This is a genomic window from Streptomyces sp. NPDC026659, from assembly GCF_040638245.1.
Classification (GTDB): Bacteria; Actinomycetota; Actinomycetes; order Streptomycetales; family Streptomycetaceae; genus Streptomyces.
Genome location: NZ_JBEZXY010000001.1, coordinates 977,575 through 998,223, shown reverse-complemented (window position 1 = coordinate 998,223; position 20,649 = coordinate 977,575). Strand labels below are relative to the sequence as shown.

The 20,649-nt window shown below is 71.0% G+C and carries 21 protein-coding genes; 15 read left to right on the top strand and 6 right to left on the bottom strand.

Annotated features, from left to right (window positions below):
* Window positions 1–3 precede the first annotated feature (3 nt).
* Window positions 4–1,146 carry a ferrochelatase gene (locus AB0E91_RS04290; RefSeq protein WP_361774884.1) on the top strand — a complete coding sequence of 381 codons (1,143 nt, stop codon included), beginning with the start codon at window positions 4–6 and terminating at the stop codon, window positions 1,144–1,146.
* An 8-nt stretch (window positions 1,147–1,154) separates the two neighbouring features.
* Window positions 1,155–2,003 (top strand): inositol monophosphatase family protein, encoded by an 849-nt coding sequence (locus AB0E91_RS04285; RefSeq protein ID WP_361774881.1) that lies wholly within the window; start codon window positions 1,155–1,157, stop codon window positions 2,001–2,003.
* Window positions 2,004–2,071: 68 nt separating this feature from the next.
* Here the strand turns inward: AB0E91_RS04285 and AB0E91_RS04280 are convergent, their stop codons facing one another.
* A complete protein-coding gene (locus tag AB0E91_RS04280; protein WP_018547316.1) occupies window positions 2,072–2,245 on the bottom strand; it encodes a hypothetical protein in 174 nt (57 codons plus the stop codon).
* A 416-nt stretch (window positions 2,246–2,661) separates the two neighbouring features.
* Here AB0E91_RS04280 and AB0E91_RS04275 point away from each other — a divergent pair, with 416 nt between their 5' ends.
* The 4 genes from AB0E91_RS04275 (at window position 2,662) to AB0E91_RS04260 (ending at window position 6,225) form a co-directional block, all read left to right on the top strand.
* Window positions 2,662–3,315 carry a response regulator transcription factor gene (locus AB0E91_RS04275; RefSeq protein WP_018547315.1) on the top strand — a complete coding sequence of 218 codons (654 nt, stop codon included), beginning with the start codon at window positions 2,662–2,664 and terminating at the stop codon, window positions 3,313–3,315.
* Between the two features lie 6 nt (window positions 3,316–3,321).
* Entirely contained in the window at window positions 3,322–4,569 is a 1,248-nt protein-coding gene (locus AB0E91_RS04270; RefSeq protein ID WP_361117579.1) for a HAMP domain-containing sensor histidine kinase, read from the top strand.
* 395 nt (window positions 4,570–4,964) lie between these two features.
* Window positions 4,965–5,261: a DUF4193 domain-containing protein gene (locus AB0E91_RS04265; RefSeq protein ID WP_005481602.1), complete on the top strand. Its 297-nt coding sequence runs from the start codon at window positions 4,965–4,967 to the stop codon at window positions 5,259–5,261.
* Between the two features lie 13 nt (window positions 5,262–5,274).
* The gene (locus tag AB0E91_RS04260; RefSeq protein ID WP_361774876.1) at window positions 5,275–6,225 is read left to right on the top strand and encodes a hypothetical protein; all 951 of its coding nucleotides are present in this window, start codon (window positions 5,275–5,277) and stop codon (window positions 6,223–6,225) included.
* Between the two features lie 2 nt (window positions 6,226–6,227).
* Here AB0E91_RS04260 and AB0E91_RS04255 read toward each other — a convergent pair whose 3' ends face one another.
* A complete protein-coding gene (locus AB0E91_RS04255; protein WP_361774873.1) occupies window positions 6,228–6,698 on the bottom strand; it encodes a DUF3093 domain-containing protein in 471 nt (156 codons plus the stop codon).
* A 58-nt stretch (window positions 6,699–6,756) separates the two neighbouring features.
* Here AB0E91_RS04255 and AB0E91_RS04250 point away from each other — a divergent pair, with 58 nt between their 5' ends.
* The 7 genes from AB0E91_RS04250 (at window position 6,757) to AB0E91_RS04220 (ending at window position 13,377) form a co-directional block, all read left to right on the top strand.
* Window positions 6,757–7,341 carry a PaaI family thioesterase gene (locus AB0E91_RS04250; RefSeq protein WP_361774870.1) on the top strand — a complete coding sequence of 195 codons (585 nt, stop codon included), beginning with the start codon at window positions 6,757–6,759 and terminating at the stop codon, window positions 7,339–7,341.
* Entirely contained in the window at window positions 7,338–7,898 is a 561-nt protein-coding gene (dut, locus tag AB0E91_RS04245) for a dUTP diphosphatase (RefSeq protein WP_361774867.1), read from the top strand. The genes AB0E91_RS04250 and dut overlap by 4 nt, the downstream gene beginning before the upstream one ends.
* 1 nt (window position 7,899) lies before the next feature.
* Window positions 7,900–8,652 carry a DUF3710 domain-containing protein gene (locus AB0E91_RS04240; RefSeq protein ID WP_361774864.1) on the top strand — a complete coding sequence of 251 codons (753 nt, stop codon included), beginning with the start codon at window positions 7,900–7,902 and terminating at the stop codon, window positions 8,650–8,652.
* 182 nt (window positions 8,653–8,834) lie between these two features.
* Window positions 8,835–11,411, top strand: a complete 2,577-nt coding sequence (locus AB0E91_RS04235) for a sensor histidine kinase KdpD (RefSeq protein ID WP_361774861.1) — start codon at window positions 8,835–8,837, stop codon at window positions 11,409–11,411.
* Window positions 11,408–12,094 carry a response regulator gene (locus AB0E91_RS04230; RefSeq protein ID WP_361774858.1) on the top strand — a complete coding sequence of 229 codons (687 nt, stop codon included), beginning with the start codon at window positions 11,408–11,410 and terminating at the stop codon, window positions 12,092–12,094. The genes AB0E91_RS04235 and AB0E91_RS04230 overlap by 4 nt, the downstream gene beginning before the upstream one ends.
* Window positions 12,095–12,189: 95 nt before the next feature.
* Window positions 12,190–12,588, top strand: coding sequence for an OB-fold nucleic acid binding domain-containing protein (locus tag AB0E91_RS04225; RefSeq protein WP_161181104.1), 399 nt, complete (start codon window positions 12,190–12,192; stop codon window positions 12,586–12,588).
* 3 nt (window positions 12,589–12,591) lie between these two features.
* Window positions 12,592–13,377 (top strand): DUF3159 domain-containing protein, encoded by a 786-nt coding sequence (locus AB0E91_RS04220; protein WP_361774855.1) that lies wholly within the window; start codon window positions 12,592–12,594, stop codon window positions 13,375–13,377.
* 68 nt (window positions 13,378–13,445) lie between these two features.
* Here AB0E91_RS04220 and AB0E91_RS04215 read toward each other — a convergent pair whose 3' ends face one another.
* From AB0E91_RS04215 to AB0E91_RS04205, 3 genes are all read right to left on the bottom strand, one after another.
* Complete coding sequence (locus AB0E91_RS04215; RefSeq protein WP_361774852.1) at window positions 13,446–14,117, bottom strand: TrkA family potassium uptake protein; 672 nt, start codon at window positions 14,115–14,117, stop codon at window positions 13,446–13,448.
* Complete coding sequence (locus AB0E91_RS04210; RefSeq protein ID WP_018547303.1) at window positions 14,117–14,788, bottom strand: TrkA family potassium uptake protein; 672 nt, start codon at window positions 14,786–14,788, stop codon at window positions 14,117–14,119. The genes AB0E91_RS04215 and AB0E91_RS04210 overlap by 1 nt, the downstream gene beginning before the upstream one ends.
* A 283-nt stretch (window positions 14,789–15,071) precedes the next feature.
* Window positions 15,072–15,206 carry a hypothetical protein gene (locus AB0E91_RS04205; RefSeq protein ID WP_361117607.1) on the bottom strand — a complete coding sequence of 45 codons (135 nt, stop codon included), beginning with the start codon at window positions 15,204–15,206 and terminating at the stop codon, window positions 15,072–15,074.
* A 170-nt stretch (window positions 15,207–15,376) separates the two neighbouring features.
* On the opposite strand from AB0E91_RS04205, the gene AB0E91_RS04200 reads away from it, so the two are divergent.
* Together AB0E91_RS04200 and AB0E91_RS04195 are read left to right on the top strand one after the other, a co-directional pair.
* On the top strand, window positions 15,377–17,413 hold the full coding sequence (locus tag AB0E91_RS04200) for an APC family permease (protein WP_361774848.1): 2,037 nt from the start codon (window positions 15,377–15,379) through the stop codon (window positions 17,411–17,413).
* Between the two features lie 222 nt (window positions 17,414–17,635).
* The gene (locus tag AB0E91_RS04195; RefSeq protein ID WP_361774845.1) at window positions 17,636–18,955 is read left to right on the top strand and encodes a TRAM domain-containing protein; all 1,320 of its coding nucleotides are present in this window, start codon (window positions 17,636–17,638) and stop codon (window positions 18,953–18,955) included.
* A gap of 403 nt (window positions 18,956–19,358) precedes the next feature.
* Here the strand turns inward: AB0E91_RS04195 and AB0E91_RS04190 are convergent, their stop codons facing one another.
* The gene (locus AB0E91_RS04190; protein ID WP_361774843.1) at window positions 19,359–20,612 is read right to left on the bottom strand and encodes a hypothetical protein; all 1,254 of its coding nucleotides are present in this window, start codon (window positions 20,610–20,612) and stop codon (window positions 19,359–19,361) included.
* Window positions 20,613–20,649: the final 37 nt, after the last annotated feature.

The window sequence follows — 20,649 nt, the reverse complement described above, 5'->3', positions numbered from 1 at the left end:
GACATGCCAGACGCCCTCGATGTCCCCCCGCCGGACGCCGGTCCCTACGACGCCCTCCTCCTGCTCTCCTTCGGCGGCCCCGAGGGTCCCGACGACGTGGTCCCGTTCCTGGAGAACGTCACGCGCGGGCGTGGCATCCCGAAGGAACGCCTCAAGGCGGTCGGGCAGCACTACTTCCTGTTCGGCGGCGTCAGCCCGATCAACGAGCAGAACCGCGAGCTGCTCGACGCCCTGCGCAAGGACTTCGCCGAGCACGGCCTCGACCTGCCGGTCCACTGGGGCAACCGCAACTGGCAGCCGTATCTGACCGACACCCTGCGCGAGATGACCGCCGAAGGCCACCGCCGCGTCCTGGTCCTCGCCACCAGCGCCTACGCGTCGTACTCCGGCTGCCGCCAGTACCGCGAGAACCTGGCCGACGCGCTCGCCACGCTGGAGGCCGAGGGCCTGGAGCCGCCCAGGGTCGACAAGCTGCGGCACTACTTCAACCACCCCGGCTTCGTCGAGCCCATGACCGAGGGCGTGCTGCGCGCGCTCGCCGACCTCCCCGAGGAGGTCCGCGACGGCGCCCACATCGCCTTCACCACGCACTCCATCCCGCTCACGGCCGCCGACACCTCGGGCCCCGTGGAGGGCCACGGGGACGGCGGCGCCTACGTCCGCCAGCACCTGGAGGTCGCCCGGCTGATCGCCGACGCGGTCCGCGAGCGCACCGGCGTCGACCACCCCTGGCAGCTCGTCTACCAGTCCCGCTCCGGCGCCCCGCACATCCCCTGGCTGGAGCCGGACATCTGCGACCACCTGGAGGAGCGGCACGCGGCCGGAGTCCCCGCCGTCGTCATGGCGCCCATCGGCTTCGTCTCCGACCACATGGAGGTCCTCTACGACCTCGACACGGAGGCCACCGCCAAGGCCGCGGAGCTGGGCCTGCCGGTGCGCCGCTCGGCCACGGTGGGCGCCGACCCGCGCTTCGCCGCCGCCGTGCGCGAGCTGATCGAGGAGCGGGCCGCCACCGAGCGCGGCGAGCGGGTCACCCCGTGCGCCCTCGGCGCCCTCGGCGCGAGCCACGACCTCTGCCCCGTCGGCTGCTGCCCGGCCCGCGCCCCGCGCCCGGCCGCCGCCGGTGCCGACAGCCCCTACGCGTGAGGAGCCACGTGACGACCCCGCACTCCGACCTGCTTGACGACCTGCCCGACGACCGGCTCGACGACCTGCTCGGCCTGGCCCTGGAGGCCGCCCGCCGCGCCGGTGAGCTGCTGCGCGACGGCCGTCCGGCCGACCTCGCCGTGGCCAGGACCAAGTCCAGCCCCATCGACGTCGTCACGGAGATGGACATCGCGGCGGAGAAGCTGATCACCGACCTGATCTCCGAGCGCCGCCCCGACGACGGCTTCCTCGGCGAGGAGGGTGCCGCCTCCGAGGGCACCAGCGGGGTCCGCTGGGTGATCGACCCGCTCGACGGCACGGTGAACTACCTCTACGGGCTGCCGACCTGGGCGGTGTCCATCGCCGCCGAGCTGGACGGCGAGACCGTCGTCGGCGTCGTCGCGGCCCCGCTGCGCGGCGAGACGTACCACGCGGTGCGCGGCGGCGGCGCCTTCGCCACCGGCGCCTGGGAGGGCGAGCGGGCCCTCGCCTGCCGCCCGGCCGCCCCGCTGGACCAGGCACTCGTCGCCACCGGCTTCAACTACGTCACCGAGGTGCGCGCCCACCAGGCCCAGGTGGCCGCCCGGGTGCTCCCGCTGGTCCGGGACATCCGGCGGGGCGGCTCGGCGGCGATCGAGCTGTGCGACGTGGCCTCGGGCCGGCTGGACGGCTACTGGGAGCGCGGGCTCAACCCCTGGGACTACGCCGCCGGTGCCCTCATCGCCCGTGAGGCGGGCGCGGTGACCGGTGGACGCCCCGGAGAGCCCGAATCACCCGCCCTCGCGTTCGCGGCCACCCCGGCCGTCTTCGAGGCGCTCCAGCCCCTGCTGGAGGACTTCGGCGCCTGGCACGACTGAGCGGTACCGCCATGCGAGTGGGCCCCGGCGGATCTCTCCGCCGGGGCCCACTCGACTGCCGGGGCAGGTCAGGGCTGTGACACGGCGACTTCCACACCGTGCTCGGCCGCGAGACGGCGCAGGTCGTCCAGCTCTCCCTGCTCCACCTCGGCGAGGAAGTCGTCGCCCTCGTCACGAGCCCGCGACAGGTCGGACTCGGTCGTCTTTATGCGCTGCAGAAGTCCTGCGGTGAATGCGTCCATGCTGCGCCCCCTCGTCCTGGGTCGTGGGTCGGTGGCACGGGGGTGTGCCGGTCGGGAAGGGGCGATCACGTGGCCCGCGGATGCCCGGCACAGCCCTGCCGGGGCGGCTGCGGTGCCGAACACCCGCGCCCGCTCCGCCGGGGCTGATCGCGGAGTGACCGCATGGTGCCTCGGCACATGCGGAGCGTGATCGCGGGGTGTAAAGCCGTCCTCCCCGCGCGCCTCGTCCGGGAAACCTCCGACGCCGCAGAAAATCCCGCTTTCTCGCCCTCCGACCGCCGTACCTGCGGCGACCGTCCTCGGCTTACCGCCGACTTATGGCCGAAAAGGGCAGGATGGAGGGCACAATCCCACGGACACCCCCGCCCGCCCGCGCCCAGGCGCGCCGTGGGCGGACATGAGGAAGGACAAGCGACGTGCGCGTACTCGTCGTCGAGGACGAGCAACTGCTCGCCGATGCGGTGGCCACCGGACTGCGCCGGGAGGCCATGGCCGTCGACGTCGTGTACGACGGTGCGGCCGCCCTGGAGCGCATCGGCGTCAACGACTACGACGTGGTCGTCCTCGACCGCGACCTCCCCCTCGTGCACGGCGACGACGTCTGCCGCCGGATCGTGGAGCTGGGCATCGCCACCCGCGTGCTCATGCTCACCGCCTCCGGCGACGTCAGCGACCGCGTCGAGGGCCTGGAGATCGGCGCCGACGACTACCTGCCCAAGCCCTTCGCCTTCAGCGAGCTGATCGCGCGCGTACGCGCGCTCGGCCGCCGTACGAGCGTCCCCCTGCCGCCGGTCCTGGAGCGCGCCGGGATCAAGCTCGACCCCAACCGCCGCGAGGTCTTCCGCGACGGCCGCGAGGTCCAGCTCGCCCCTAAGGAGTTCGCCGTCCTGGAGGTGCTGATGCGCAGCGAGGGCGCGGTCGTCTCGGCCGAGCAGCTCCTGGAGAAGGCCTGGGACGAGAACACCGACCCGTTCACCAACGTGGTCCGGGTGACCGTGATGACCCTGCGCCGCAAGCTCGGCGAGCCTCCCGTGATCGTCACGGTGCCCGGCTCCGGCTACCGGATCTGATCCCCCATGGCCGCCACCCCCGCGCCGCCCCAGGCGCCCCCGAAGCCCACCTGGGACCCCCGCCGCCCCCAGCCGCCCTTCCCGTGGCTGCGCCCGACCATCCGCATACGGCTGACCCTGCTGTACGGCGGCATGTTCCTGATCGCCGGCATCCTGCTGCTGTCGATCATCTATCTGCTGGCCGCGCAGGCGATCAGCTCCGGCAACCAGCCCCTGTTCAAGATCGTCAGCTTCCAGGCGCTGAAGGTCTCCAGCGACAACTGCCAGGCGATCAACACCAGCAGCCTCTCGCTCCAGGACTTCAACGACGCGATCAGCACGTGCGTCGACCACCAGCGCCAGGTCGCCCTGGACGAGCTGCTCAGCCGCTCGCTGCTCGCCCTGCTCGGCCTCGCCGTGATCGCCTTCGCCTTCGGCTACGCCATGGCGGGCCGCGTGCTGTCCCCGCTCGGCCGGATCACCCGCACCGCGCGCCAGGTGGCCGGCTCGGACCTCTCCCGCCGGATCGAGCTGGACGGACCCGACGACGAGCTGAAGGAGCTGGCGGACACCTTCGACGACATGCTGGAGCGCCTGCAACGGGCCTTCACCGCCCAGCAGCGCTTCGTCGGCAACGCCTCCCACGAGCTGCGCACCCCGCTCGCGATCAACCGCACGCTCCTGGAGGTCCACCTCTCGGACCCGGGCGCGCCCGTGGAGCTGCAACAGCTCGGCAAGACCCTGCTCGCCACCAACGAACGCAGCGAGCAGCTCGTGGAGGGCCTGCTGCTGCTCGCCCGCAGCGACAACCAGATCGTCGAGCGCGGTCCCGTGGACCTCGCCGAGGTCGCCGGGCAGGCCATCGACCAGGTGCGCAGCGAGGCGGACGCCAAGGACGTCGAGATCCGCGGCGAACGCAAGCGCGCGGTGGTGCTGGGCAACGGCGTGCTCCTGGAGCGGATCGCGCTGAACCTCGTACAGAACGCGGTCCGGTACAACGTGCCGGAGGACGGGTGGGTGGAGGTCACCACGGACACCGAGCACAACCAGGCCGTGCTGACCGTCTCCAACACCGGCCCGGTCGTCCCGGCGTACGAGATCGACAACCTCTTCGAGCCCTTCAGACGGCTGCGCACCGAGCGCACGGGCAGCGACAAGGGCGTCGGGCTCGGCCTGTCCATCGTCCGGTCGGTGGCGCGGGCGCACGGCGGTCACATCGTGGCCCGGCCGCGCGAGGGCGGAGGGCTGGTGATGCGCGTCACCCTGCCGCTGTGAACGGGCCTCCGGCACGCCCGGAGATTGTTCGCTTCGCGCGGAATTTTCCACCACCCTGCCGGGGTTGTCCCTGTGTGATCAATCACATGTATGGATTTCCGGCCATGTACTGAACGTGATCAAGAAGTGGGCCACAAAGCCGGGAAAGTCCGGGTTTTCAGCCCTCCTGATCACGGGAAGTACACGATGAGGCGCCTTTGAGGTGCGGCATTCGAACCGTGTACGGTCCTCACCGCCATCCAAGCCGATCACTCTTGAGGGATCGGGTTGGGTGTCGATTGAGTAACAGACCTTGATGTGAGGCAAAATCTCCGCCTCAGGTCGGGCACAAGTCCGGCCTCTCACGCGTTACGTGCGCTGAAGACACCGCAGACACCCAGAGGGGGAGAGCGACCATGGCAACCGATTACGACACTCCACGCAAGACCGACGACGACGTCGACTCGGACAGTCTCGAAGAGCTGAAGGCCCGGCGGAACGACAAGTCCACCTCCGCGGTGGACGTCGACGAGTTCGAGGCCGCAGAGGGCCTCGAGCTTCCCGGCGCCGACCTCTCCAACGAGGAGCTGGCCGTCCGTGTGCTGCCCAAGCAGCAGGACGAGTTCACCTGCATGAGCTGCTTCCTCGTCCACCACCGCAGCCAGCTGGCCCGCGAGAAGAACGGTCAGCCGATCTGCCGCGACTGCGACTGAGGACGGGTCGGCCGTGACTGGCTCGACCCCTCCGCGGAAGCGCCGTTTCCGGTTCCCGGGAGCGGACAAAGGGCCGTTCGGCGGCTCGCACGGCACGCGTGACCACGAGCGGGGCTCACCGGAAGCGGGAGCCTCGCTCGAACCACCGGCGGAGCGCCACGCTCCGCGGGCCGGGACGGGGGAGTCCGCCGGCCTCGACGCACCGGTCCGCCATCCACGGGCCGCGGCGATCCGTGGCAGGGCCCGCCATCTGGCGCGCGAAGGCGCACGCCGGGGCGGCGACCACGCCCGCGCGGGCGTCGCCTACGTCGCGGACCGCGTCATCGACATCGCCCCGCGCGTCCCCGTACGGGACCTCGCGACGCTGCGGAGGCAGTTCCCGGGCCTCGGGCCCGAACAGCTCGCGGACAAGCTCGTGAAGGGCGCCGCGAACGCCACCTCCACCGTCGGCGCCGGAGTCGGAGCGGCGGCCATGCTGCCCGTACCGCCCGCCCTGCCGACCGAACTCGCCGCGGAGATCACCGCGGTCGCCGCGATCGAGCTGAAGCTCATCGCCGAACTCCACGAGGTCTACGGGCAGCGCGCCCCCGGTGGCCTCGGCGCCCGCAGCACCGCGTATCTGGGCTCCTGGTCCGGGGAGCGCGGCATCGACGTGATGAAGCCGTCGACGATCGACGCGGCCCTGGGCGGCCGCATGAAACGCGAACTGCGCCAGCAGATCATGAAGCGCATGGTCCGCAACCTGCCCAACCTGACGCCCTTCATGGTGGGCGCCGCCGTGGGCGCGGTCATGAACCGCCGCGACACCAGAAGGCTCGCCGACCGGGTCCGGGCCGACCTGCGCAACCACCAGGTCCCCTGGGACGAACTGGCCGCGCAGCCCCCGCTGGACCAGCCCGAACACCCCGTGCGGATCAAGGAGATGCCCGAGGACCCCGAGGTCCCGGGCAGCCCGAAGACCTGACCTCAGGCCGCGGCCCCGGCCGTCTTCGCCGCCTCGATGGCCGCCGCCAGCCGCTCCGGCTCCCGCGTCGACAGATACAGGTACGGCGTCGGGTCCTCCGGGTCGGTGACCTCCACACGCAGCGCCGTCGGGATGTACGCGCGCAGCAGCAGGAACGCGCGCACGTCCGCCTTGTAGGTCCGCCAGGCGCGCGCCTCCTCCGCGTCCAGCACCTCACTGGCGCCCAGCGCGGACACCGGGATCTTCGCCTCACCCGCGATCAGCGAGTCGCCCACGAGCCGGATGCGCTGGGAGCCGTACGCGCTCGCCATGACCGCCGCCGCGGCCGTGCCCCCGACCAGCCCGCCGAGCAGCGGCAGGACGCCGAAGGGGAGCAGGATCAGGGCGAAGGAGACACCCACGAGGAAGCTGATCAGCCACCACGAGCGGGGGGCGGTCAGGCGTTCTTCGTAGGGGGTGGCGGCAAGCTGCATGGGGCCAAGCTTGGCACGCCGGTGGCGGGCGCCGGGCGGCCGGGTAAGGTCTGCGCCTGTGAGTGGTAGTTCCCCAGCCCTTGAGCCGCCCGCCGACGCGGTGCGCCCCGTACGTCACCCCGACGCGCCCGCCCCCGGCGAGCCGCTGGGCACCCACTACGAACACTGTTTCGGATGCGGGCCCGGGCAGCCGCACGGGCTGCACCTGGAGGCCCGCGCGGGCGACGGCGTCTCGCTGACCGCCGAGTTCACCGTGCGGCCCGCCCACCAGGGCGCCCCCGGCCTCGCGCACGGCGGGGTCCTCGCCACCGCCCTGGACGAGACGCTGGGCTCGCTGAACTGGCTGCTGCGGACCATCGCCGTCACCGGCAGACTGGAGACGGACTTCGTGCGGCCCGTCCCCGTGGGCACCACGCTCCATCTGGAGGCCGAGGTCACCGCCGTCGCCGGACGGAAGATCTACTCCACCGCCACCGGCCGCATCGGCGGCCCCGAGGGCCCCGTCGCCGTCCGTGCCGACGCCCTCTTCATCGAGGTCAAGGTCGATCACTTCACCGACCACGGCCGCGAGGAGGAGATCCGGGCCGCCATGAGCGACCCGGACCAGATCCGCCGTACCCGTGCCTTCGAGGTGAACCCGTGAACACCGACCGGACCGCCCCGCTGGACGTCCGCATCCGCCGGATCGACCCCGACGTCCCCCTCCCGGCGTACGAGCACCCCGGCGACGCCGGGGCCGACCTGCGCACCACCGAGCCGTGCGAGCTGAGCCCCGGTGAGCGGGCCGTCCTGCCCACGGGCATCGCGATCGCGCTCCCGGAGGGCTACGCGGCCTTCGTGCACCCCCGTTCGGGCCTGGCCGCCCGCTGCGGTGTGGCGCTCGTGAACGCCCCCGGGACGGTGGATGCCGGGTACCGTGGAGAGATCAAGGTGATCGTGGTGAATCTCGATCCGCGCGAGACCGTGCGGTTCGAACGCTTCGACCGGATTGCCCAACTGGTCGTCCAGCAGGTCGAGAGGGTCCGCTTCCAGGAGGTCGCGGAACTTCCCGCCTCGGTACGCGCCGAGGGGGGCTTCGGGTCCACCGGAGGCCATGCCTCGGTGGACGACGGGAGCGGCACAGACGGTCGGACCGCCGACGGCGGTCCGACGGGTGGGAATCGATACGCTTCGGTCGTATCCGACCGGGAAGGACAGTGACGTGTTCGGACGTCGCAACAAGAAGGGTGCCGCCGAGGGCGCGGCCGGCGAGGCCGAGCAGGTCGTCGACAACGTCGGCACCGAGGCGGACGGAGAGCGTGAGCGCGTGCGGCTCGAGCCCGAGCCGCGCCCCGACGGGCCCTGGGACTCCACCGAGGTGCGCGACCCGGCCGAGGGCCGCGTCGACCTCGGCGGCCTGTTCGTGCCGGGCGTGGACGGCATGGAGCTGCGCGTGGAGGTCGCCGGTGACGCGATCGTCGCCGCGACCGTCGTCCTGCGGGACAGCGCCATCCAGCTCCAGGCATTCGCCGCCCCCAAGCGCGAGGGCATCTGGGGCGAGGTCCGCGAGGAGATCGCGGGCGGCATCACCCAGCAGGGCGGCATCATCGACGAGGTCGAGGGCCCGCTCGGCTGGGAACTGCGCGCCCAGGTCCCGGTCCAGCTGCCCGACGGCACCGGCGGCTTCCAGGTCGTCCGCTTCGTCGGCGTCGACGGCCCGCGCTGGTTCCTGCGCGGTGTGATCTCCGGCCAGGGCGCGGTGCAGCCGCAGGCCGCCGGACTCCTTGAGCAGATCTTCCGGGACACGGTCGTGGTCCGCGGCGAGGGCCCGATGGCCCCGCGCGACCCGATCGTCCTCAAGCTGCCCAACGACGCCCAGATGGTCCCCGAGGGCGTCCAGCAGGAGGAGGGCTCCCGCTTCTCCGGCGGCATGGGCCAGCTCCAGCGCGGCCCGGAGATCACCGAGGTCCGCTGACCCCGGCACGACGAGCGAAGGGGCCGTACTCCCACGGGGGTACGGCCCCTTCGTGTACGCCCCAGCGCGTCAGGGTTGTGTCAAAGCGCCCCGGTCCGGTGGCCCCCCGCCCGCTTTGTCCGCATCGTTGGCCGTAGGGTCGACGCCGGACGGGGAGCGGTTCACCGGAAGACAATGGGGCCATGGGACGCGGCAAGCTTCGGATCTACCTCGGTGCCGCACCGGGCGTGGGCAAGACCTACGCGATGCTCTCCGAGGCGCACCGGCGCGTCGAGCGCGGCACCGACTGCGTCGTGGCCCACGTCGAACACCACGGCAGACTCCGCACCGAGGTCATGCTGCACGGCCTGGAGCGCGTCCCGGGCCGGGAGCTGGAGCACCGGGGTGCCCTCTTCACGGAGATGGACGTCGACGCCGTGCTGCGCCGCGCCCCCGCCGTCGCCCTCGTCGACGAACTCGCCCACACCAACGTCCCCGGCTCGCGCAACGCCAAGCGCTGGCAGGACGTGGAGGAGCTGCTCGCGGCCGGGATCGACGTGGTCTCCACCGTCAACATCCAGCACCTGGAGTCGCTGGGCGACGTGGTCGAGTCGATCACCGGGGTGCGCCAGCGCGAGACCGTGCCCGACGAGGTCGTCCGCCGGGCCGACCAGATCGAGCTGGTCGACATGTCCCCGCAGGCGCTGCGCCGCCGCATGGCGCACGGCAACATCTACCAGCCGGACAAGGTCGACGCGGCCCTCTCCAACTACTTCCGCCCCGGCAACCTCACCGCCCTGCGCGAACTGGCGCTGCTGTGGGTGGCCGACCGGGTCGACGAGTACCTGAACGAGTACCGCAGCGAGCACGAGGTCTCCCGGATCTGGGGCTCGCGCGAGCGCATCGTGGTCGGCCTGACCGGCGGACCCGAGGGCCGCACCCTCATCCGCCGCGCCGCCCGGCTCGCCGAGAAGGGCGCGGGCGGCGAGGTGCTCGCCGTCTACATAGCCCGCAGCGACGGCCTCACCGCCGCCTCCCCGAAGGAACTCGCCCTCCAGCGCACCCTCGTGGAGGACCTCGGCGGCACCTTCCACCACGTGGTCGGCGACGACATACCCGCCGCCCTGCTGGACTTCGCACGCGGGGTCAACGCCACCCAGATCGTCCTCGGCTCCTCGCGCCGCAAGACCTGGCAGTACGTCTTCGGACCCGGCGTCGGCGCCACGGTCGCCCGGGAGTCGGGCCCCGACCTGGACGTCCACATCGTCACCCACGAGGCGGTCGCCCAGGGCCGGGGACTGCCCGTCGCCCGGGGTGCCCGGCTCGGCCGGGGCCGGATCGTCTGGGGCTGGCTGGTGGGCGTCGGCGGCCCGGTGGCCCTCGCGGTGCTGCTCAACACCGTGGACCTCGGCCTCGCCAACGACATGCTGCTCTTCCTGGCCCTCACGGTCGCGGCGGCCCTGCTCGGCGGACTCATGCCCGCGCTGGCCTCGGCGGCCATCGGGTCCTTCCTGCTGAACTACTTCTACACCCCGCCCCTGCACCGGCTGACCGTCGCCGACCCGAAGAACATCGTCGCCATCGCGATCTTCTTCGGCGTCGGGATGTCCGTCGCCTCCGTGGTGGACCTCGCCGCCCGGCGCACCCACCAGGCCGCCCGGCTGCGCGCCGAGTCGGAGATCCTCTCCTTCCTCGCGGGCAACGTCCTGCGCGGCGAAACGGGACTGGAGGAGCTGCTCGAACGGGTCCGGGAGACCTTCGCCATGGAGTCCGCCGCCCTCCTGGAGCGGGCCAGCGACGTCGACCCCTGGACCTGCCAGGGCCGGGTCGGGGTCGGACCGCCCCTGGAGCGCCCCGAGGACGCCGACGTGGACATGCCGGTCGGGGACCACATGGCCCTCGCGCTCACCGGCCGGGTGCTGCCCGCCGAGGACCGCCGGGTGCTCGCCGCCTTCGCCGCCCAGGCCGCCGTCGTACTGGACCGGCGCCGTCTCCAGGCCGAGGCGGAGCAGGCCCGCACCCTCGCCGAGGGCAACCGCATCCGCACCGCCCTGCTCGCCGCCGTCAGCCACGACCTGCGCACCCCGCTCGCCGGGATCAAGGCCGCGGTCTCCTCGCTCCGCTCCGACGACGTGGCCTGGTCCGAGGAGGACCGCGCCGAGCTGCTCGAAGGCATCGAGGAGGGCGCCGACCGCCTCGACCACCTCGTCGGCAACCTCCTGGACATGTCCCGCCTCCAGACCGGCACCGTCACCCCGCTCATCCGCGAGATCGACGTGGACGAGGTGGTCCCGATGGCGCTGGTCGGCGTGCCCGAGGACAGCGTCGAGCTGGACGTGCCCGAGACGCTGCCCATGGTCGCCGTCGACCCCGGCCTGCTGGAGCGCTCGGTCGCCAACCTGGTCGAGAACGCCGTCAAGTACAGTCCCCCCGGCCGCCGCGTCCTGGTCGCCGCCAGCGCCCTGGACGACCGGGTCGAGGTACGCGTGGTGGACCGGGGGCCCGGCGTCCCCGACGAGGCCAAGGAGCGCATCTTCGAGCCCTTCCAGCGCCACGGCGACGCCCCGCGCGGCGCCGGGGTCGGTCTCGGCCTCGCCGTGGCCCGGGGCTTCGCCGAGGCCATGGGCGGCACACTGGTCGCCGAGGACACCCCCGGCGGCGGCCTGACCATGGTGCTGAGCCTGCGCGCGGCGGGGCGGGGCACGCAGGAGCGCGGCACCATCGAGCGCGCCACGGAAGCCGGCGCGCACACCACGGAACGAGAAAGGCAGGCCCTATGACCAGGGTGCTGGTGGTCGACGACGAACCGCAGATCGTGCGGGCCCTCGTGATCAACCTCAAGGCGCGCCAGTACGAGGTGGACTCCGCCGCCGACGGCAGGACCGCCCTCGAACTCGCCGCCTCCCGCCACCCCGACGTGGTCGTCCTCGACCTGGGCCTGCCCGACATGGACGGCGTCGAGGTCATCCGCGGCCTGCGCGGCTGGACCCGGGTGCCCGTCCTGGTCCTCTCCGCCCGCCACTCCTCCGACGAGAAGGTCGAGGCCCTCGACGCGGGCGCCGACGACTACGTCACCAAGCCCTTCGGCATGGACGAACTGCTCGCCCGGCTGCGGGCCGCCGTACGCCGGGCCGAACCCGTCGGCGCGGGCGAGGGCGACGTGACCACCGTGGAGACCGCGGACTTCACCGTCGACCTGGCCGCGAAGAAGGTCAACCGCGCGGGCAAGGACGTACGCCTCACCCCCACCGAGTGGCACCTCCTGGAGGTCCTGGTCCGCAACACGGGCCGCCTCGTCGGCCAGAAGCAGCTGCTGCGCGAGGTGTGGGGACCGTCGTACGGCACCGAGACCAACTATCTGCGCGTCTACATGGCCCAGCTGCGCCGCAAGCTGGAGACCGACCCCGCCCACCCCCGCCACTTCATCACCGAGCCGGGGATGGGGTACCGCTTCGAGAAGTGATCCTTTACGGGAAGCGAGCGGCGGGGATGGAGATGCGGGGGAGACGGAACGGCCACGAGTACGCCCGGTCGGCCCTCACCGGTACGCTTTCAGACATGAGCGCCGTTCCCCGTTCCGAAAAGCCGGTCGGCCGGTTCCGCCGCATGCTGGACCGGCTCTCCTCGTCGCAGGAGGACCTGGAGTCGGAGGAGCTGCGGGAGGACGCCGACACGGCGGGCTGCACCCGCATCGGCGACTGCCACGACCGGCAGATCGTCACCGTAACTGGTACCTTGCGCACGGTCACCCTGCGCCCGCGCGCCGGAGTCCCGGCCCTGGAGGCGGAGCTGTTCGACGGCACCGCCGCGCTGGACGTGGTGTGGCTCGGCAGGCGTTCCATCACGGGCATAGAACCGGGGCGCAGGCTGATCGCATCGGGCCGGATCTCGATGAGCCGTGGCCGCCGCGTGCTGTTCAACCCGAAATACGAACTGCGACCCCTCGGACGGGAGTAGCCGGTGACGTCCCTCGACAAGCCGACCCAGGACACCGGACAGACACCACCGGACGACGCCCACGACTCACGTGCGGTGACCGAGGCCGCGCTGTTCCAGGCGTTCGGCGGAATCCGGGGGATGGTCGAGACGGTCCTGCCCGGACTGCTCTTCGTCACGATCTACACGATCAACAAGGACCTGCACCTCTCCGCGCTCGCCGCACTGGGCGTGGCGGTCGTGATGCTGGTCGTCCGGCTGCTGCGCAGGGACACCGTCAAGCACGCCTTCAGCGGCGTCTTCGGTGTGGCCTTCGGTGTCGTCTTCGCGATGTTCACGGGCAACGCCAAGGACTTCTACCTCCCCGGGATGCTCTACACCCTGGGCCTGGCGCTCGCCTACATCATCACCACCCTCGCCGGGGTGCCCCTGATCGGCCTGATGCTCGGTCCGGTCTTCAAGGAGAACCTCTCCTGGCGCACCCGCAACCCCGGCCGCAAGAAGGCGTACGCCAAGGCCAGTTGGGCCTGGGGCCTGATCCTGCTCGCCAAGTGCGCGATCCTCTTCCCGCTCTACTGGTGGGCCGACACCACCCAGCTCGGCTGGGTCCTGGTCATCCTGAAGATCCCGCCCTTCCTGCTGGCGGTCTGGCTCACCTGGGTCTTCCTCGCGAAGGCGCCGCCGCCGATCGACGTGTTCGCCGAGATGGAGGCCGCCGAGCAGGCGGAGAAGGCCGAGAAGGCGGAGCGGGAGCGCGCGGCCGCGGAGGCGGGCGAGCCCTCGGGCGGACGGCACCGCAGGGGCGCGTAGACGCGCGGAACGCAAAGAACCCCCACACACCGTTTCCGGCGTGTGGGGGTTCTTCGCGCGTACGGGACTCAGCCCTCTTCCCGCCGTACCGACAGCAGGTCCTCCAGCTGCTCCTCCCGGGCCTGCGCGGCCACGAAGAGGAGTTCGTCGCCCGGCTCCAGGGAGTCCTCCTTGGAGGGGGTCAGCACCCGGGTGCCGCGGATGATCGTGACCAGGGAGGTGTCCTCCGGCCAGTCCACGTCCCCGACCTGGGTGCCGGCCAGCGCCGACTCCTCCGGCAGGGTCAGCTCGACCAGGTTGGCGTCGCCGTGGCTGAAGCGGAGCAGCCGGACCAGGTCGCCGACGCTCACCGCCTCCTCGACCAGGGCGGACATCAGACGCGGGGTGGAGACGGCCACGTCCACGCCCCAGGACTCGTTGAAGAGCCACTCGTTCTTGGGGTTGTTCACCCGGGCGACGACGCGCGGGACGCCGTACTCCGTCTTGGCGAGCAGCGAGACCACCAGGTTGACCTTGTCGTCGCCGGTCGCGGCGATGACGACGTTGCAGCGCTGGAGCGCGGCCTCGTCCAGGGAGGTGATCTCGCAGGCGTCGGCAAGGAGCCACTCCGCCTGGGGCACGCGCTCGACCGAGATGGCGGTCGGCGCCTTGTCGATCAGCAGGACCTCGTGGCCGTTCTCCAGCAGCTCGGCCGCGATCGAGCGGCCGACGGCACCGGCACCGGCAATGGCGACCCTCATCAGTGACCGCTCTCCTCTTCGGGGCCCCCGGCGAACGCCGCCTCGACCTTCTCCACGTCGTCCGTGCGCATCATCACGTGCACCAGGTCACCTTCTTGCAGGACCGTCTGCGAGGTGGGCAGCACGGCCTCGCCCAGGCGGGTCAGGAACGCCACGCGGACGCCCGTCTCCTCCTGGAGCTTGCTGATCTTGTGGCCGACCCACTTCTCGGAGGCGTGCACCTCGGCGAGCTGCACCCCACCGGTGGGATCGCGCCACAGCGGCTCGGCGCCGGAGGGCAGCAGACGGCGCAGCATCTGGTCGGCGGTCCAGCGCACCGTGGCCACCGTCGGGATGCCCAGCCGCTGGTAGACCTCGGCACGGCGGGGGTCGTAGATGCGGGCGGCCACGTTCTCCACGCCGAACATCTCGCGGGCGACGCGCGCGGAGATGATGTTGGAGTTGTCACCGCTGGACACGGCCGCGAAGGCGCCCGCCTCCTCGATGCCGGCCTCGCGCAGGGTGTCCTGGTCGAAGCCGACGCCGGTGACCCGGCGGCCGCCGAATCCCGGCCCCAGCCGACGGAAGGCGGTGGGGTCCCGGTCGATCACCGCGACCGTGTGGCCCTGTTGCTCCAGGGTCTGCGCGAGCGCGGAACCCACGCGTCCGCAGCCCATGATGACGATGTGCACGACCGTCCTTCCGGTGTCCAAAAGTTACTGCTCAGCCTCAGGGTCTCAGACCGACGCCCAAAGCTACACACGCGCGGTCCTCGTAGGGCCTGTCGTCAAACTCCCGCCGTCCGCCCGGAGGGCGGGCGGGGCGGCGTCAGGTGCGTGCTCTCGGCGTGCCGGGCGTGGGCCCTCGTACTGGACGTACGTGGGCTGACGCCCGGTGCGGCGAGAGTGCGTGCATGGCGTCGCCCCGCAGGCGGGAGTTTGACGACAGGCCCTAGGGCATCCGCTGCTCACGTGCTCACCTGTGCCGCTCGGTGACGCCCGTCACCCCGGGTTCCCCGCGTCGCGTGATGCTGCGCACGCTGCACCGGGTCAGGATTCCGAGGGCGAGCAGCGCGAGGGTGGCGCCGATCAGTTCCGCGGCCGCGGGCATGGGACCTCCGAAGGGCGATGAACTGCGACGACGGGCCGGTCTGCCATCTAGGCACGGGGGGCGCGGGGACGACGGAAACCGCGGTTCCGCGCGCCCCTGATTTCACTCGTGAGGCAGAATGCGTCTTTCGGGTGGGCGGCTGCCTGTTCGAAGCCTTACGATCCTCTGTCGTGTCCAAACTGACCGACGTGCCCAAACGCATTCTGATCGGGCGCGCCTTGCGCAGTGACCGGCTGGGCGAAACGCTCCTGCCGAAGCGCATCGCCCTCCCCGTCTTCGCCTCCGACCCGCTGTCCTCCGTCGCCTACGCGCCGGGGGAGGTTCTGCTGGTCCTGTCCATCGCGGGCGTGTCGGCGTACCACTTCAGCCCCTGGATCGCTGTCGCGGTCGTCGTGCTGATGTTCACCGTGGTCGCCTCCTACCGACAGAACGTGCACGCCTACCCCAGCGGTGGCGGCGACTACGAGGTGGCGAACACCAACCTCGGCCCCCGCGCCGGCCTCACCGTGGCCAGCGCCCTGCTGGTCGACTACGTGCTGACCGTCGCCGTGTCCATCACCTCGGGCATCGAGAACCTGGGCTCCGCGATCCCCTTCGTGATCGAGCACAAGGTGCTCTGCGCGTGCGCGGTGATCCTCCTGCTGACGCTGATGAACCTGCGCGGCATGAAGGAGTCGGGCAAGCTCTTCGCCATCCCGACGTACGTGTTCGTCGGCGGCGTCTTCGTCATGATCGCCTGGGGTGCGATCCGGGGCCTCGTCCTCGGCGAGACCATGCACGCCCCCACGGCGGACCTCCACATCAGGGCCGAGCACCAGGGACTCGCGGGCTTCGCGCTGATCTTCCTGCTGCTGCGGGCCTTCTCCTCCGGCTGTGCCGCGCTCACCGGCGTGGAGGCCATCTCCAACGGCGTCCCGGCCTTCCGCAAGCCCAAGTCGAAGAACGCGGCGACCACGCTCGCCATGATGGGCCTGCTGGCCGTCACGATGTTCTGCGGCATCATCGGCCTCGCGATGTCGACCGGCGTCCGCATGGCCGAGAACCCGGCGACCGACCTGCTCAAGGGCGGCGTCCCGATCGGCCCCGGCTACGTCCAGAACCCGGTGATCTCCCAGGTCGCCGAGGCCGTCTTCGGCAAGGGCAGCTTCCTGTTCGTCGTCCTCGCGGCGGCGACGGCCCTGGTCCTCTTCCTCGCGGCGAACACGGCGTACAACGGCTTCCCGCTGCTCGGCTCGATCCTCGCCCAGGACCGCTATCTGCCCCGTCAGCTGCACACCCGCGGCGACCGCCTCGCCTTCTCCAACGGCATCGTGCTGCTGGCCGGTACGGCGATGCTGCTCGTGGTCATCTACGGCGCCGACTCCACGCGGCTGATCCAGCTCTACATCGTCGGCGTGTTCGTGTCCTTCACGCTCAGCCAGACCGGCATGGTCCGGCACTGGAACCGTCACCTCGCCGCCGAGAAGGACCCGGCCAAGCGCAGCCGCATGATCCGCTCCCGCGCGATCAACGCCTTCGGCGCCTTCTTCACCGGCCTGGTGCTGGTCGTCGTGCTGGTCACCAAGTTCACCCACGGCGCGTGGGTGGCCCTGCTCGGCATGTGCATCTTCTACGCCACGATGACCGCGATCCGTAAGCACTACGACCGCGTCGCCGACGAGATCGCCGCGCCCGAGGGCCCCAGCGACGACATCGTGCGCCCCTCCCGCGTGCACTCCCTCGTCCTGATCTCCAAGATCCACCGCCCCACCCTGCGCGCCCTCGCCTACGCCAAGCTGATGCGCTCCGACACCCTGGAGGCGCTCACGGTCAACGTCGACCCGGCCGAGACGAAGGCACTCCGCGCGGAGTGGGAACGCCGGGGAATCGACGTCCCCCTCAAGGTCCTCGACTCCCCCTACCGCGAGATCACCCGCCCGATCATCGAGTACGTCAAGAACCTGCGCCGTGAGTCCCCGCGCGACGCGGTCTCCGTGATCATCCCCGAGTACGTGGTCGGCCACTGGTACGAACACCTGCTCCACAACCAGAGCGCGCTGCGGCTGAAGGGGCGGCTGCTCTTCACCCCGGGCGTGATGGTGACGTCCGTGCCGTACCAGCTGGAGTCCTCCCAGGTGGCCCGGGACCGGGCCCGTCGCCGGCAGGAGTGGAGCGCGCCGGGTGCGGTCCGGCGGGGGCCGACGGAGCGGGCGGGGGCCCGGGAGTGAGGGTGCCGGTCTCAGGAGTGAGGGTGTCGGTCTGAGGACCTGTAGCGAGAGTCCCGCCCTCCCCGCGTCCCGCGTGGGAGGGCGGGACTCTCGCGACGGGCCCCGGTGGGACCGGCGGGTCTCCCGGGTCGGGGGTGGGCCGGGGACGCCGTAGACTGGTGGGCTGTTGTCCCCACAGGGTGTCGTAGCGGCCCCTGGCCCCTTGATCTGGAGCCCCCCACCATGCAGGCAGAACCGACGAAGTCTCTGGTGGGCCGGGAGTACGAGGTCGAGGTCGGCCCCGTCGCCCACGGCGGCCACTGCATCGCCCGTACGTCCGAGGGCCAGGTGCTGTTCGTCCGGCACACGCTGCCGGGGGAGCGGATCGTGGCCCGGGTGACGGAGGGCGAGGAGGGCGCGCGGTTCCTGCGCGCCGACGCGGTGGAGATCCTGGACGCGTCCAAGGACCGCATCGAGGCGCCGTGCCCGTTCGCCGGTCCCGGCAAGTGCGGCGGCTGCGACTGGCAGCACGCCAAGCCGGGCGCACAGCGCCGTCTGAAGGGCGAGGTCATCGCCGAGCAGCTGCAGCGGCTCGCGGGCCTCACGCCGGAGGACGTCGGCTGGGACGGCACGGTGATGCCCGCCGAGGGCGACAAGCTGCCCGCGGGCGAGGTGCCCCAGTGGCGCACGCGCGTGCAGTACGCCGTGGACGCCGAGGGCCACGCGGGCCTGCGCCGCCACCGCTCGCACGAGGTCGAGCGGATCGACCGCTGCATGATCGCGGCGGAGGGCGTCAGCGAGCTGGGCATCGAGTCCCGCGACTGGTCCGGCATGGAGTCCATCGAGGCGATCGCGGCGACGGGCTCGCAGGACCGCCAGGTGATCCTCACCCCCCGCCCCGGCGCCCGCCTCCCCATCGTCGAGCTGGACAAGCCGGTCTCGGTCATGCGGGTCGGCGAGAAGGACGGCGGCGTCCACCGCGTCCACGGCCGCCCCTTCGTCCGCGAACGCGCCGACGGCCGCACGTACCGGGTCGGCAGCGGCGGCTTCTGGCAGGTCCACCCGAGGGCGGCCGACACCCTCGTCAAGGCCGTCATGCAGGGCCTCCTCCCCCGCAAGGGCGAGATGGCCCTCGACCTCTACTGCGGCGCCGGCCTCTTCGCCGGAGCCCTCGCCGACCGCCTCGGCGACAAGGGCGCGGTCCTCGGCATCGAGTCCGGCAAGCGCGCGGTGGAGGACGCCCGCCACAACCTGGCGGACTTCCCCCGCGTGCGGATCGAGCAGGGCAAGGTCGAATCCGTGCTTCCCCGGACGGGGATCTCGGAGGTGGACCTGATCGTGCTGGATCCGCCGCGGGCGGGGGCGGGCAAGAAGACGGTGGAGCATCTGGCGGGGCTGGGTGCGCGGCGTATCGCTTACGTCGCGTGTGATCCTGCTGCGCTGGCTCGGGATCTGAAGTACTTCGGGGAGAGCGGGTATCGGGTTCGGACGCTTCGGGCGTTTGATCTGTTTCCGATGACGCATCACGTGGAGTGTGTGGCGATTCTGGAACCGGTGAAGTAGGGACGCCGACCTGCGGTTTTGCTCTAGTCGTCGGCTACTCGATCTGTTTTCGCTCGTCCAACGGATGAACGATGGCGATTGGCTGCGAAGGCCGCCTGACCTGGGGATTCAGGCGGCCTTAGCGACAGCGGTGCAAGCTGAGTCCGTGCGTTCCTCAGGCTGCTGACGCTCGCATGACGCTCGTTCTGATGGGGTGTCAATAGTGTGCGGGGCAGATCGCGGGCTTCGCGTGACGCTTGCCCAGTGCGCGGAATGCCGCGTCGTTGTTGAAGGACGGTCGGTGCAGACGAGGGCGGGTGGTCAGCCCGATACAGAGAGCTGCTGTCGGGCCGTGTGGGCTGCGGCTGGTCATCGCAGTTGAGGCCACAGTTGCCTGCGCACGTGGCTGACGGCCGGCGTTCGCTCAGCCCTTCTCGCCACGTTCCTCCTCGTCCCCGAGCAAGCGGCGCGCTCGCTCGGCAATGCTGCTGGAGAGCCTGCTCTTCACCGAGTTGGCCCGGTCGAGGGTCTCGTTGCCGAGGCTTCGGGCAACGTCAACGCCCTTGGCCCCTGTTTCCAGAGCCCTGTCCCTCACCTCCAGTGCAGCCTCCGTCCATCGCCTCGTCTCGGGTGAGTCGCCGCCGGACTCGATCCCCAGCCGCACGTGAAAGTCGTGGACGCCGAGCGCGACCTGGTTGCTCGACTGGACCACAGCCGGGGACGCGGTCGGGTGCAGCAGTACTTTGGCGTTAGCCACACCAGCCGCGGCGTTCATCCTGGCCAGCAGACTTTCAGTGCTCCGCGAGATGTGATCCAGTCGACCCTTACGGGCGGCCTTCAGGCCGAGGCGGTGCCCGTTCAGCTCCTCCGGTGACGCGTCCAGTACCCGGTCGAGTTCCAGCACGGCGATTGCGTCCTGCAGCTGGAAGCAGCGGGCCAGAACGGCGAGCCATTCCCGAACAGTGACCTCGGCTTCCTTGGTCGCTGTGGTGAGATCGCCGATCTTGGTCTGTCGCTCCATGTTTTCGGCGAGTGCGTCGAGTTGACGCAGCGCGTATGCCTGCGTATCCGCGATCGTCGCCGGCGCGGCGTGCACCCGCGACCAGATGACCTCGTCGACTCTGCCCCGCGCCTCTCGGATGGTCATGGCCTCCTCGATCACGAACCCCAGTCCGATCATGCGGGCCAGCACAGCGTCTTTCTGGGCACGCAGTACGTCGTCGATCTTCTTGTCGATCGCGGCGAGATAGTCCGTGATCTCGTCCATGGTCTGTTGCATCGCAACCTGTGCCATGAACTTCCCGGCGTTAGCGAGATTCGCCGGGTTGGACAGGAACGATCGGGGCGAGTGCGTGAACTCGAGAAACCCCTTGATCTGGCCCTTCTGCCCCTTCAGCACCCCCGTGCTGAGCCCCGTCTTCGCGCTCTCCCTCAGGCCGTACTTCTTGACGAGCTGTGCCGACTTCGGAGTCAGTTTCACCCAGTGAGCGGAGTTGGCGGCGATCTCGGATCCTGCCTCGGCGACTGCAGCCCCCACAGCGAAGACCGACTTGTACCATCGCGGTCCGAGGTTCTTGGATGGCAGTCCCTCGGAAGCGAGGAAGTTCTCAACATCCTGCGAGCTCCCGATAACTGTCAGTCCATCCCCGTCGCTGATCAGCTGAATCTCGTTGTCCATACCTGTCTCCCCCTGAAGTGGGCATTTCCGATTACAA

Coding starts and splice junctions, on each gene's coding strand:
- AB0E91_RS04215 (WP_361774852.1), bottom strand. CDS start 14,117: ATGAGGGTCGCCATTGCCGGTGCCGGTGCCGTCGGCCGCTCGATCGCG.
- AB0E91_RS04270 (WP_361117579.1), top strand. CDS start 3,322: ATGGCCGCCACCCCCGCGCCGCCCCAGGCGCCCCCGAAGCCCACCTGG.
- AB0E91_RS04190 (WP_361774843.1), bottom strand. CDS start 20,612: ATGGACAACGAGATTCAGCTGATCAGCGACGGGGATGGACTGACAGTT.
- AB0E91_RS04280 (WP_018547316.1), bottom strand. CDS start 2,245: ATGGACGCATTCACCGCAGGACTTCTGCAGCGCATAAAGACGACCGAG.
- AB0E91_RS04235 (WP_361774861.1), top strand. CDS start 8,835: ATGGGACGCGGCAAGCTTCGGATCTACCTCGGTGCCGCACCGGGCGTG.
- AB0E91_RS04205 (WP_361117607.1), bottom strand. CDS start 15,206: ATGCCCGCGGCCGCGGAACTGATCGGCGCCACCCTCGCGCTGCTCGCC.
- AB0E91_RS04290 (WP_361774884.1), top strand. CDS start 4: ATGCCAGACGCCCTCGATGTCCCCCCGCCGGACGCCGGTCCCTACGAC.
- AB0E91_RS04225 (WP_161181104.1), top strand. CDS start 12,190: ATGAGCGCCGTTCCCCGTTCCGAAAAGCCGGTCGGCCGGTTCCGCCGC.
- AB0E91_RS04230 (WP_361774858.1), top strand. CDS start 11,408: ATGACCAGGGTGCTGGTGGTCGACGACGAACCGCAGATCGTGCGGGCC.
- AB0E91_RS04195 (WP_361774845.1), top strand. CDS start 17,636: ATGCAGGCAGAACCGACGAAGTCTCTGGTGGGCCGGGAGTACGAGGTC.
- AB0E91_RS04255 (WP_361774873.1), bottom strand. CDS start 6,698: ATGCAGCTTGCCGCCACCCCCTACGAAGAACGCCTGACCGCCCCCCGC.
- AB0E91_RS04265 (WP_005481602.1), top strand. CDS start 4,965: ATGGCAACCGATTACGACACTCCACGCAAGACCGACGACGACGTCGAC.